We start from the raw sequence: 12,767 nt of genomic DNA on the forward strand, positions 1-12,767 counted from the left end.
TCTCAACTTTTAAGGGGGTCAACATGTGCCAGAATGGCAGGCGATTCCAGCGAATCAGGCTACTTTAACATTCCAAAACATTCCGGCTTTTAGGGGGTCAACATGCTCCGGAATATCCAGGATAAAATACCACCGAGCAAAATCGAAAGGCCACTGTTGTATCCAAATTTCTCACCAGGCTTGTTCTTCTCATCCAAGTTTTTAGTCAGGACATACTGATACATATCTTTGCTCCGGTTCATCAAAACAGCATCGTTTTTCGGATCTGTATAAGGAATATCCTCTCTCCAATCTAATCCTGCCGACATGGTCAAAGCATTGCGGAGCGTAGGCAGCGGTATTTTTACTTTTATAGAATCATTGTAGGTCGGGAAGAAAGCAGTCAATGGTGCATCAAGATTTTGGATTAAACCATCATCATGTGCAATGCCAATCAGGAGGGATGTCACACTTTTGGTGCAGGATTGTATACTATGAATTCTTTCCCGATCACCCAGATAGAAGTATTCGTCCAGTAGCAACTTTCCATTCTGGGCAACAAGCAATGCATCCAGCCCATGAAAGTTGCCTTTTAAAATGCTTTCAAAAAGAGCATGCAATGGCTTCGAATTTGCAGTTTTCCTATGCATTGTGCCCACTTTCCAGCCATCACTGATCAAAGGCGGAGACTGATACGTCCATCTTTTTACTTGTTGATTCTCCTGATCGATCCTTGCCGGCCGCTGCGAGGACCAATGATCTGTTTTCGTAAAACTCAGCGTTTCAGGCTTGCGGTCTGGCATATGGAGTATCCCTTTGATTACCGTCTTATTCTTTGAAAGACTGCCTTTAAATGTCGCACCCTGCCCCAGATCCAGCGTTATCTCTGAACTTTTTACACTTGCACTTGACAAACTTCCTTCGGCCATTAACTCCGGAATTTCAAACCGGCCGCTCCAAGCGTCATTGAAAATATCGTGGCGTAGTTCAAAATCAAAAGCGCTTTTTTGATGTGGTACAGCCTCAAATTCAGTATGCCAGATCCCGACCACTTTTTGTTCATCAAAAGAGCAAGCCGCAACAGCTCCAAGCAGCGCCAGACTTACGAAGCATTTGTAAATCACTTTTAATATAATGAATTCAGTTTTGTGCTTTTTTTGATTTAATCTTTATTGTAAGTACAACGTCTTCTGACTGCCGTAGTCGAGGAAAATGGTATAAAAGCCATAGCCCATGCTGTGTGATTCCCGTGGGTCTGCTTTCGAAAGACCGGCAATGCTGACCAGCGGGTGGAGCGTTGATTGTTTATTGAATGCATTATAATCATGGATGCTATCAAATCTCAGGACATTACCCATAGGTCTGTTATTTAAGATGTAATGAAAACTTAGAATAGAGCCTTCAAGTTAGATCATGGCCCTTGATGTGATCAGTAACTTTGGTATGTAATTCAGTAATCTGTATACGTGCAAATTCACAAAATACGCATTACTTGCAGAAGTATAACAATGTCTAAAAAACATGCAAATGATGAAAAATATAAAGCTAAGGATTCCATTTGTGGTTGCGCCCAACAGAATGCGTTCTATCCGATTGACTGCTCTTGCCGTAACGATCATTTCGATTCTCGCCATCTCATCATCCTGGATGATTCAAGGTTCGGAAGACAACGGCTGGGGCGTTTATAAGGGCGATGAAAAAAGTACAAGTTACTCCGCTTTTGATCAGATCACTTTATCGAATGTAAACAAACTGCAAAACGCCTGGACCTTCGAAATGAACGACGTGGCCCCAGGTGAACCACCCATTTCCAGCCAAAGTAACCCAATCATTGTAGATGGGATCATGTATGCAAACTCTGGCAAGCAATGGGTGTATGCCATCAACGCACAGACAGGAAAGCAGCTATGGGCATTCAATGCGTTAGAAGAGGGCGCACCCACTGCCGCCAGCAGGGGCGTGACCTATTGGGAGAGCGGGGAAGATAAAAGGATCATATATTCTGCGGGCAATTACCTGATGGCTATCAATGCCAAGACAGGAAAACTTATTCCCACATTTGGTCAACAGGGAAAAGTTAATCTCAATGTTGGGGTCAGAGACGATCCTGCCAAAATATCGGTTACACTCACTACCCCAGGTAGTATTTTCAAAGACCTGATTATCATCGGGTCAAGATTACCTGATTTTTATGGTGCCGCCCCTGGATATATCAGGGCATATAATTGTAAGACCGGAAAATTAGCGTGGACATTTCATACCATCCCGCATCCTGGCGAGGTTGGTTATGATAGCTGGCCCAAAGAGGCTTATAAATATGCAGGCGGCGTGAACTGCTGGGCGGGTATGAGTATAGACAAGAAGCGGGGTATGGTTTTCCTTGCTTTGGGCTCGCCCACTTATGACTATTATGGGGCTGACAGAGTTGGTGCCAATCTTTTCGGGAACTGCGTATTGGCCCTGGATGCTGCCACAGGAAAATATAAATGGCATTTTCAGACTGTACATCATGATATTTGGGATTACGATTTGGCCAGCCCACCCAATTTGGTTACCATCAAAAAAGATGGAAAAGACCTGGATGCAGTAGCTCAGGTTACCAAACACGGTTTTATTTTTGTCCTTGACCGCGAGACGGGGCAATCACTTTTTCCTGTCGAAGAGCGGAAAGTACCTGCTTCCAATCTGCCGGGAGAAGTAGCCTATCCGACCCAGCCATTCCCAACAAAACCAAAAGCTTTCGTCAAACAGTTCATGACCGAGGAAGATTTAACAAATTACTCGCCGGCCGACCACGAGGCAATATTAGCCAAGTTCAGGTCGGTACGTTATGAAGGGCTGTTTACCCCACCTGATTTAAAAGGAACGATCTCCTTACCTGCTACCAGAGGTGGTGCCAATTGGGGAGGAGCTGCATTTGACCCCGGTACAAACTACCTGTATGTAAGAGGTCACAACCTGCCCGAAATACAAACCATTGTAGACGCCAATAAACAGTTTGCGGTGCGAAACAACACGCTTTTTGAGGCAGGCAGGGTTACCTACATGAAACATTGTGCATCGTGCCACGGCCCTGAAAAGAAAGGAATTTCGCCTACTTTCCCTTCATTGGTTGGTTTAAAAGGCAGAAAAGCTGAAAAAGAAGTGCTCGGAAAAATTTATCAGGGCGGCGGTGCAATGCCAGGTTTTAAAGGCATTTTATCCACCAGTGAAGAAAGGGCCATTATGGCCTTCCTGTATGATATGAAAGACGCGAAAATAGACATCCCACAGGTAACAAAGAGTGGCGAAGAGCCGGTTAGGTATATGAATACCAGCGCGTATGCTACATGGAGTGATCCAAGCGGTAATCCGGCACTTAAAGGACCTTGGGCTACTTTAAGAGCCCTGAACCTGTCAACAGGCGAGTATGAATGGCAAATTCCAATCGGTAATGACGAAAAGCTACAAGAAAAAGGCGGTCCGCCAACAGGGCTGCTGGCGCGTTCAGGCCCGATGGTAACAGCAGGCGGCTTGGTTTTTATTAGCGGCGCGGCAGATAAAAAGTTGTGGGCTTATGATAAAAAGACAGGCAAGATGGTTTGGGAAACCACGCTTCCGGCGGCAAACAATGCCAATGTATGTTCATACATGGTAAAAGGAAAGCAATATGTGGCATTATCAGTGGGCGGCACCAAAGAAAAGCCATCCGGGTCGATCATGACGTTCGCATTGCCGTAAAATTTTATAAACAATACGCATCGTGGTGAAAATCACCCTGAGCATTAACAACAAAAAGTATCCGATAGAGACTGATCCCGAGATGCCACTGCTCTGGGCGATTCGTGATATGGCCGGTTTAAAAGGTGCCAAGCATGGATATCGTTTCCGGACAATACCATCATCAGATTCATTAAAGTTTGGGATTGTCCAAGCAATTCAATAATTTTCATAAAAAATGCGTATTAAATCTTGAAATCTACATATTGCAACTAACCACGTCATTTAGACGCATCAAGATGAGACGACTCCTTTATTTTATGGTATTTAGTTTACTCGTTGCTTCATGTAATCAGGTAGAAAAGCCTAATGAGCAGGTAGAAAAACCGATTAATTATGGGTCAAATCATGGGAAGTATGTAATAATACACGACACGAAAATCTATTACGAGGAGTATGGGCAAGGGGTCCCTTTGCTACTCTTGCATCAGGGGCTGGGCTCAATAGAAAACCTGGCTGGCATAATACCCGAACTTTCCAAACATTTCAGGGTTATAGCGCCTGATGCCCCAGGACACGGCCGCTCCGGTCACGCTGACAGTTTAAGTGGAGAATTGATGGCCGAATATTGCTCGCAACTGATTGACCAATTAAAGCTGGACAGTGCTTATGTGATGGGCTGGAGCACCGGCGGGAACACTGCGCTGCTGCTTGCAGCCAATAGGCCCGACAAAATAAAGAAAGTGGTGAGCGGTGCTTCGAATTCAAAAGCCAGTGGACTAACTCAGGAAGCACGCGATATGTTAAAGGAGTATACCGTTGAAGCTGTAAAAGAGGATAAGGATTGGTTAGAACATTATCAGCGAATGAATCCCGAACCCGAAAAATGGATGAAGTTTTGGGAGGACAATCAAAAGGCGTGGGAAAGAGAGATCAAGATCCCAGATGATAAAATTACCAGCATTAAAGTACCCGTGTTATTGATCCGTGGTGACAAGGATATGATCAAACTGGATCATACTATATCGATTTTTGAAGCGCTCCAATACGGACAACTATGTGTTTATCCTAACGTGGGGCACGAAATGCCAGACGAAAAAGGAGAAATGCTATGCCGGATAGCAATCGACTTTCTGAATGAAAAAAGCGCTCTCAAATAACACCCATTTAAACAGTGGTGGCTGTTGCAGAAGTGCCTGTGAGTGTACTGGGAGACGGGACTTTTGTTAATTTCACTTTTGAGAAGGGCGCAGTAAAATGTTCATCCTTGGTGGATTATTCGAGAATTACGCCCCGCTCACTTCATTCACTGCCCGGTAGTATCGGTGGTTAAAGCCTTTTAAGCAACAACTCTTTTGGTAGTCCACTATTTGCCAGAAATAAGTCCTGCTATTTTATGATCTATGGACTCCCTGCCAGTTGCAATTCCAAGCTGGCGACTAACCAATTTGCCTTGGGGATCAAAGAGAAGGGAAACTGGGATTGCGCTCAGATCGTACTTTTTATCAAACTTTGTAAATGAGCTATCGCGCCTTAAAAGCATCTGGGGCCAGGGCATTTTCTCCCGCTTTAGAGCACTTATCCATGCCTTTTCATTTTGATCAATCGAAATACTCACGACATTTAAATTTTTGCGTTGAGCATGAAATATTTTAGTGATTTGCGGTATTTCTTGTCTGCATGGCCCACACCAGCTAGCCCAAAATACGATTAGATTATATCGCATACTGTCAATTTTTAGCTTGGATGGCAGAAAAGTTGAATCGAAAACTGCGATATCTTGAGGTATGTTATTCCCGTTCTGATTTTGATAATCAGAATATTCCACTAATCGCTTGTAATTTGGGGTACTGTAAACCGATTCATCAAATAGCAATAGCAATTCCTGTATCTCTGTATCTTTCATCTTACTCTTATTGCAATTAATCTGTCGTAGAAGGTGTTGAGATGTTGAAAATTGTTTGATAATGCGTGCATTATAGTCGTTTGACTTTTTTGTGTTGCCTGCTAATGGGGTAAAGGCCCAGTGCTTATAAGCTGCTTCCGTTTGTTTATTTATATTCAAAAAAGTAAAGGTGATTATTTCCTTTTTTTTGACCTTGGAGGAAGTATCAATGACAAAGTTCATTACACCTCTATCTACGTAGAACTGGCTCATATATGTTTTCTCCTTGAAAGGGTTCTTATATCCTAGCAGCCAAAATGAGTAATTTTGATCACCGGTTGCATACAGCATGCTGGCCTCGAATGGTGTAAAATTCTGGTCAGTTTTGATTCGGAATTGAAACTTCCCGTTTTTCACTATTGCTGAATCCAAGAACATTTTAGTCGCCTGTTCTCCCAAATAGACTTTTTTCCCCTCCAGGAACTGATTTGACTTTAGATCGACATTAATGACGTATTCGTCTCGTTCACCGCAACTTGACAAAGCGAGAAATATCCACATCCAGTTTGCAGGGAAAATGGAATACTTAATGCCTCGTGCATAAATAAAATTTAGGTTCATGACGAGAAAAGTTAGTTATTCGGTAATATATAAATTGTTTATATATAAAACAAAAATAACAAACTCCTTCGTGTTTTAGGAAATGGTGGTTTTTCTGACTTTTTTCATCACTGTTAATATAGCTTTTAAAAGCATGGGATGGGTTACGTCAATGTTGTCGGCCTGGCTACTTCGGATCTTACAGCCATTGGGCGAAAAGTGAACAACAAAAAAGTTGACTTTGCTTATCTGACAATGCAGCATGTTATGGCAGAATCCCACATTTTTATCCCGGTTCGGCAGACCCAAAGGGTCTGCCAGCCAGGATTCGGAAATTGTCAATGCACAACAAAATTCTGAATCTGTTCTTTACTCCCTTTTCGTACGGAGATCAGATACATACCCACGGGCAGCCGGCTCACGTCCAGATCCATTTTTCCTTCCGCTCTCTGAAGTAATTTTGCGTTCACTTTTCGCCCAAGCAGATCGTACACGGAGAATGGAATGCATTGTCTGTTGTCCACAATATGTCAAACAGACCTAGCCTCAGGATTCGGTTTGACTGGGCACATTCCTTTGACGTCCGTTCAAAAACCACATCATAGATTGTGGATGAAAGCGTTTTCTAAAAACGAGAAGCAATCCCCCAAAAAAGGTCTGGATCTTCTGGAAGCGTAAATAGAATTGCAGTCTTTTATATAGATATTCCGATGACCGTACAAATGATTTAATAATTCCGAAAAACGATCATGCATAAACTAAATACAGCAAAATTGCACAACATTCATTTGTTGAGTTTCTGTGAGGTAAAGACGGCGGTCTGAGCGATTATTTTGGTCGCTATGTCTTTCAGGGTACTGAGGGCACTTCTTTCGGAGTCAAATTGTCCAGGGTTTGGGTTTCAGTGAGGTGGCTGCGGGTAGGATGGAAAGGCAAAATACCTTTAGTAAAGATTCACGATGTGGAAGATACCTGCACTAGCTTTCGATTTTGTCGCATTAAGGTTACTAGAATAGTTATAATATTTAGTTGAATTATTATTTTATTGACCCTTGTTATTTAAATAAGATGTTGATATGTTTGTACATATTTGAGCATGTACTAGTCCTTTGATATTTGTGCGTGACCCCATTGACAGTCAATAACGAAAAGATTTTCGGGGCTTTGTAGTCAGGAGAAAAGCACTTGCTGAGAGCTCAGAAAGGGCAACTATATTTTTTGAAAAAGGATCAACATGCATAGTAGTGAAATCGCTATTGGATGCGGGCTTGATTGTCATTACGGCCAAATCGAACTACTATCTTTTTATTTGCGTCAATGGATGACTCTAAAGTAAGCCAGGAAAGTGAAGAATTTTTGCTATGGCAACGTTTCAAAATCGGGGACAAAGAGGCCTTCTCGCGGATTTACACTAAATACGCAGGAATTCTCTACAACTACGGTTATCACATGTTACCTGATACCTATCTGGTTCAAGACGCTATTCAGGACCTGTTTACCGATCTCTGGCGTATGAGGCAAAATCTTGCTCATACGACTTCAATCAAATATTACCTTTTTAGATCGCTTCGCCGCAAAATTCATCGCCTGTCAGCGGGCGAACGCCTTTTTGACTCCTTTCAGGAAGATGATCAGGACGTTGGGATTCCTTTCGTTCTCTCCGATGAGGCCCTCCGAATTGAGCGTGAGACGACAGATGAACAGATCCTGGCACTGCAAAAAGCATTACTGAAACTTCCTTCACGGCAACTTGAAGCAATCCGCCTACGTTTTTTTGATGGGTTCGAACTTGACCAGGTTGCTGATATTATGCAAATGAATGAACAATCTGCCAGGAACCTCATCCAACGTTCTCTCCGCAAATTGAGGCTGTCATTTGATTTACTTGTTATGATATACCTTTTCCGATATTTTTTTTAAAAATAACACGATCAAAGTGAGTTAAAAACAGAATTGATCGCTTTGGTACTTCCAAAGAGGTCAATTTATTGCCTTAATCCAGTACTCATGAATTATTCGAAATTTACTACCCAAGACTTTTTGATGGACCCTTCTTTTGTGCAATGGGCAAGAGAAGGTAAAAATGATGCGTTTTGGAAGACATTTATAGCCAACAATCCTTTCAAAAGTGAAGAAATAGAGCAAGCCAAACTGTTTGTCAATGCTGTGAAATCGTTTCCGTTATTTGAATTGGATGCTGAAAGTCAGGAGTCGCTGTGGGAGCGGGTCGAGCAAAAAATCGAGGAGGAAACACCTGTAGTTACGATGCCATTACTAGGCAGAACATGGTGGGTGGCGGCTTGTGTACTGATGATAGCTTCCTGGCTGGGCTGGCAAACATTTAAGAAAGACAATTCAAACAGTGTGACTTATGAAAACCTAATTACAGCGACGGACACAAAAAAAAGTGACTTAGTCGAATTTGTTAACAACACGGACAAAGTTTTGCCGGTGAATTTGCCTGACGGTAGCTCTGTATCCTTAAAAAAAAGAAGCCGTTTGGCATACTTTAAGAATCGTTTTGGGACAACTAAGCGGGAGGTATATATGTCCGGTGAGGCATTTTTCGAAATAACCAAGAATCCGGCAAAACCATTTTTTGTTTATGCTAATGAATTAATTACCAAAGTGTTGGGTACCAGTTTTATTATTAAAGCATACCCAAACGATAAGCAGGTAAACGTATCCGTGAAAACAGGCAAGGTTTCTGTATTTACACAGTTTGAAGCCAAACGGTCTTTGAAATTGAATTCCAATGAATTGGATGGCGTGGTGCTTACGCCCAATCAGCAGATCACGCTTGACAGACAGGAATTAAGGCTATCGCGTACGTTGATTCACCTGCCGGAAGTGCTTTCAGCGGCTGATACGGAAATTCAGTCTTTCGAATTTGATGACGTACCCGTTGCCGAGATTTTTGCGAAAATAGAAAAAGCCTATGGAGTCGAAATTGTTTACGATGAAGAATTACTGTCTGCATGCAAAATGACCGCCTCACTGGATAATGTGCCGCTTTACGAGAAGATTGAAATGATTTGTAAAGGATTGGGTGCCACTTATGAGATGATCGATGCCAAGATCGTAATTGAATCAAATGGCTGCAGTTGAAGCAACTTTAATCCGCTTATGATGCCAGAAAACTAAAAGAAAAAAGGTCAGTTGTGCGTCAACACGACTGACCCTGAGTTGCCCTCCCCGCTTGTTGGTCCTTGAAGGGAGGTTTTTGTCAAATTTCCTAATCTAACAAATCAAATGTATGAAAAATGATCTACTATTCTGTAGGCAAGTCACTAGATTTATGCGACTCACATTAACGCAGCTACTGCTGTCGGGTTTATTAATGAGCACAGTGTTCGCTCGCGAGGGAAAGTCTCAAGAGCTTCTGAGCTATAAAATTACTATTAACAAGAAGCAGGAGACCGTCAAGTTGATATTTTCTGAAATAGAGAAGTCACTGGATGTGAAATTTCTTTACAGTTCCAACCTGCTCAATCCCAATCAAAAAGTATCGCTTTCAAAAAATGAGACTTTGGGGTCGATCTTAACGAAGATACTGACACCGCTGGATTTGGAATATGAAGTGGCGGATAGGCAAATAATCATAAAACCTATATTGGTACCGTTAGGGCAAAAACGACGCGATGACTTGGGTAGCTCGCGGCCTTCGCTTGATAGTCTGATAAAGGGAGTAGTGGTCGATGAAAAAGGAGAAGCGCTTCCCGGCGTTAATGTTTTGATAAAAGGGACGCAAAGAGGCACGGTTACGGATGTCAAAGGAAATTTCAGTATTGATGTTTCTGCATCGGCCAGAGCCCTGATATTCAGTTATGTTGGCTATTTGCCTCAGGAGATAGCGATTACGAATTCCACTTCACTAAAAATATCCCTTAAAGCTGACCAGAAATCTTTGGAAGAAGTGGTGGTAATAGGTTATGGAACGCAGCGAAAGGTCGACGTTACAGGATCGGTTGCCTCTATCAGCAGTGCTGCCATTATGGAAAGGCCGTCTCCCAACGCGCTCGGTGCTCTACAGGGACTCGTTCCGGGGTTAAATATTACTTCAAATTCGGGGCGTCCCGGCGATATGCGCGTGAATATCAGAGGGTTTAACTCAATCAATGCTTCCAATAATCCTTTATTTGTGGTTGATGGCGTGATCGGCGTAGATTATTCTACAATAAACCCTAATGATATTGAGACCATCGATGTTTTGAAAGATGCTTCTTCGACGGCCATTTATGGGGCAAGGGGTTCGGGTGGAGTAATCATTATCACTACTAAACGTGGTAAGGATGGAAAGACAGCTGTAAATTTGAATATTTCGGGAGGCTATAACGTATTACCAAGAGAGATTCCTCTTCTTAACTCAACGCAATATCAAACCATGGAAAAGGCCGCATATGCCTTTGTCCCCGGTAGGGCATACCCGGATTTTGCAAAACTTGAGCCCCTGCTTTACAATGCGGACGGCACGCCGAAATACAATACCAATTGGCAGAGAGAGGTTTATAAGCCATCTTTTTCTCAAAATTATAATTTATCGATCGCCGGTGGCAGCCCCAATGTGAAATACAGTATGAACTATGGGTATCAGGATGACCATGCCTTAATGCTGTTCACTTATTTAAAGAAATATTCGGCAAGAATTAATGTTGATGCAAAAGTTAACAGCTGGCTCACGACGGGCTTAAATCTGTCCGCGATCGGCGCTAAAGAGCGGATCCAGGATGACGGGGTTGGAGGCTTTAACGGTCCTAGAAATACAATGGAACAATTACCGATGATTCCTGTAAAAATGCCCGATGGCTCGTGGGGAGGTAACTTTATGCATTTAAATTCGGAGGGTTCCGACAACCCGGTAAACTGGTTAACCAACTATTATAATATCAATAATAAAGTTAACGTTTTGGGAAACTCGTATTTAAATTTCCGTTTGGCTGATAATTTAGAATTCAAAACGAGTCTGTCCTTAGAAAGTTTTACAAACAAAAATGACATATCTGCCAGTGGATCTGCTGTACAACGCGGTCTTTATCAGCGGATTCGTGCAGGAATAAATACGGAGAGGTCTCTTTACTGGCAGAGTTCGAGCTATTTTACCTACAAAAAACAGTTAAATGAGGCCAATAACTTAAATATTATTTTAGGTACGGAATGGGCTAAGAAGCATAACGAGACATTTGGTGCTTCTTCTGCAAACTTTGATAGTGATTTTTATCTGGCGAATAACCTGGGTGCCGGGATCGTTCCTAATCCTCCGACATCTAACGTGTATGATTGGCAGATTCATTCCTATTTTTCCAGGATAACTTATTCTCTGTTAGATAAATACTTGTTTACCGCAACGGGGCGATATGACGGATCTTCCAAATTTGGAGCAAATCATAAATATGCATTCTTTCCTTCAGCTGCCGTAGCATGGCGTGTTTCAGAAGAGGACTTTTTAAAGAATTTCAAGACTGTAAGCGATCTGAAGATAAGGTTAAGCTATGGTAGCACCGGGAATTCTGAGATTGGGCAATACCAATCCATTGGAGCCCTGGCATCCAATACGGCTATATTTGGCGGGGCGCGTGCGGGCGGTCAGGTGCAAGGTAGAATTCCCAATCCCAATCTTCAATGGGAAAAGACCAATCAGTTAAACATCGGTGTTGATTTAGGCCTGTTTAATAACCGTATCAATGCAGTGGCAGATTTTTACAACAAAATTACAACCGGTCTGTTATTGAATGCCCCCGTTCCTTTTTCATCAGGATTTGATAACGTGCTAAGCAATATCGGGTCGGTACGTAACCGTGGCTTTGAACTAGGGCTGACTACGCGGAATCTCATTGGGGCTTTCAAGTGGAACACTACGCTTAATTTTTCAGCCAATAAAACCAAGATACTGGCGCTGGGCTTAAATAACGAGGATATTTTTCCTGGTCCGGGATTTCTTGACCAAACCAATATATTACGGGTAGGAGAGTCTGTCGGAACGTTTTATGGGCTTACCCGTTTGGGAACCTGGGGTGACAATGAGTCCGCGGAGGCTGCGAAAGCCGGCGCTAAACCTGGTGACATCAAAGAATCGACTACCAAGAGTGTTTTGGGGCACGCTTATCCGAAGTATGTAGCTGAAATCATCAATAAGTTTTCCTATAAAAACTTTGAACTGGTTGTCGATATCCAGGTAAGTCAGGGCAATAGCGTGTTAAACCTAGGCTATGCTACTTCGGAAGACAGACAAACGCTTGCCAACAGTTACACGACTGTTTTGAATGCCTGGACGCCGACCAATCAAAATACCAGCATTGCCAAGGTAAGATTAAATGGTGATGGCCCTTCATTGCGTCAGGATAGTCATTATGTTCAGGATGGATCCTTTGTGAGAGGTAAGAATATTTCACTGTCTTACACCGTGCCCAAAAGTATCACCGACAAATTACATTTAAGCGGTTTACGCATGTTTGCCGGAGTTCAGAATGCCTTTCTGATTACCAAGTATAAAACGGGCTATGATCCTGAGGTCTCAACTTACCCGCAGGCCTTTGCTTATGGGATAGAATTCTACGCGCAACCCAAGGCAAGAACATTCAATTTAGGGGCAAATATCAGTTTATAA

General features: G+C 42.6%; 11 protein-coding genes. 6 read left to right on the forward strand and 5 right to left on the reverse strand.

Going from position 1 to position 12,767, the window contains the following annotated elements; translation table 11 throughout:
- Nucleotides 1-89: 89 nt before the first annotated feature.
- Together RB622_RS25445 and RB622_RS25450 are read right to left on the reverse strand one after the other, a co-directional pair.
- Nucleotides 90-1,103 carry a serine hydrolase gene (locus RB622_RS25445; protein WP_308049577.1) on the reverse strand — a complete coding sequence of 338 codons (1,014 nt, stop codon included), beginning with the start codon at nt 1,101-1,103 and terminating at the stop codon, nt 90-92.
- A 45-nt stretch (nt 1,104-1,148) separates the two neighbouring features.
- Complete coding sequence (locus tag RB622_RS25450; RefSeq protein WP_308049579.1) at nt 1,149-1,337, reverse strand: hypothetical protein; 189 nt, start codon at nt 1,335-1,337, stop codon at nt 1,149-1,151.
- A 169-nt stretch (nt 1,338-1,506) separates the two neighbouring features.
- Here RB622_RS25450 and RB622_RS25455 point away from each other — a divergent pair, with 169 nt between their 5' ends.
- The 3 genes from RB622_RS25455 (at nt 1,507) to RB622_RS25465 (ending at nt 5,011) form a co-directional block, all read left to right on the forward strand.
- Nucleotides 1,507-3,699, forward strand: a complete 2,193-nt coding sequence (locus tag RB622_RS25455) for a pyrroloquinoline quinone-dependent dehydrogenase (protein WP_308049580.1) — start codon at nt 1,507-1,509, stop codon at nt 3,697-3,699.
- 278 nt (nt 3,700-3,977) lie between these two features.
- Nucleotides 3,978-4,838, forward strand: coding sequence for an alpha/beta hydrolase (locus RB622_RS25460; protein WP_308049581.1), 861 nt, complete (start codon nt 3,978-3,980; stop codon nt 4,836-4,838).
- A gap of 17 nt (nt 4,839-4,855) precedes the next feature.
- Nucleotides 4,856-5,011, forward strand: coding sequence for a hypothetical protein (locus RB622_RS25465; RefSeq protein WP_308049582.1), 156 nt, complete (start codon nt 4,856-4,858; stop codon nt 5,009-5,011).
- A 33-nt stretch (nt 5,012-5,044) separates the two neighbouring features.
- Here the strand turns inward: RB622_RS25465 and RB622_RS25470 are convergent, their stop codons facing one another.
- The 3 genes from RB622_RS25470 to RB622_RS25480 form a co-directional block, all read right to left on the reverse strand.
- A complete protein-coding gene (locus tag RB622_RS25470) occupies nt 5,045-6,184 on the reverse strand; it encodes a TlpA disulfide reductase family protein (RefSeq protein ID WP_308049583.1) in 1,140 nt (379 codons plus the stop codon).
- A 75-nt stretch (nt 6,185-6,259) separates the two neighbouring features.
- Complete coding sequence (locus RB622_RS25475; protein ID WP_308049585.1) at nt 6,260-6,505, reverse strand: hypothetical protein; 246 nt, start codon at nt 6,503-6,505, stop codon at nt 6,260-6,262.
- Complete coding sequence (locus RB622_RS25480) at nt 6,502-6,687, reverse strand: T9SS type A sorting domain-containing protein (RefSeq protein ID WP_308049586.1); 186 nt, start codon at nt 6,685-6,687, stop codon at nt 6,502-6,504. The genes RB622_RS25475 and RB622_RS25480 overlap by 4 nt, the downstream gene beginning before the upstream one ends.
- Before the next feature lie 793 nt (nt 6,688-7,480).
- Between RB622_RS25480 and RB622_RS25485 the strand changes: the two genes are divergently transcribed.
- From RB622_RS25485 to RB622_RS25495, 3 genes are all read left to right on the forward strand, one after another.
- A complete protein-coding gene (locus RB622_RS25485) occupies nt 7,481-8,083 on the forward strand; it encodes a sigma-70 family RNA polymerase sigma factor (protein ID WP_308049587.1) in 603 nt (200 codons plus the stop codon).
- A gap of 87 nt (nt 8,084-8,170) precedes the next feature.
- The gene (locus tag RB622_RS25490) at nt 8,171-9,271 is read left to right on the forward strand and encodes a FecR family protein (RefSeq protein WP_308049588.1); all 1,101 of its coding nucleotides are present in this window, start codon (nt 8,171-8,173) and stop codon (nt 9,269-9,271) included.
- A 190-nt stretch (nt 9,272-9,461) separates the two neighbouring features.
- Complete coding sequence (locus RB622_RS25495; protein WP_308049589.1) at nt 9,462-12,767, forward strand: TonB-dependent receptor; 3,306 nt, start codon at nt 9,462-9,464, stop codon at nt 12,765-12,767.

Source organism: Dyadobacter sp. LHD-138 (assembly GCF_030929615.1).
GTDB lineage: Bacteria > Bacteroidota > Bacteroidia > Cytophagales > Spirosomataceae > Dyadobacter.

Coding starts and splice junctions, on each gene's coding strand:
- RB622_RS25460 (WP_308049581.1), top strand. CDS start 3,978: ATGAGACGACTCCTTTATTTTATGGTATTTAGTTTACTCGTTGCTTCA.
- RB622_RS25455 (WP_308049580.1), top strand. CDS start 1,507: ATGATGAAAAATATAAAGCTAAGGATTCCATTTGTGGTTGCGCCCAAC.
- RB622_RS25470 (WP_308049583.1), bottom strand. CDS start 6,184: ATGAACCTAAATTTTATTTATGCACGAGGCATTAAGTATTCCATTTTC.
- RB622_RS25450 (WP_308049579.1), bottom strand. CDS start 1,337: ATGGGTAATGTCCTGAGATTTGATAGCATCCATGATTATAATGCATTC.
- RB622_RS25495 (WP_308049589.1), top strand. CDS start 9,462: ATGCGACTCACATTAACGCAGCTACTGCTGTCGGGTTTATTAATGAGC.
- RB622_RS25490 (WP_308049588.1), top strand. CDS start 8,171: ATGAATTATTCGAAATTTACTACCCAAGACTTTTTGATGGACCCTTCT.
- RB622_RS25485 (WP_308049587.1), top strand. CDS start 7,481: ATGGATGACTCTAAAGTAAGCCAGGAAAGTGAAGAATTTTTGCTATGG.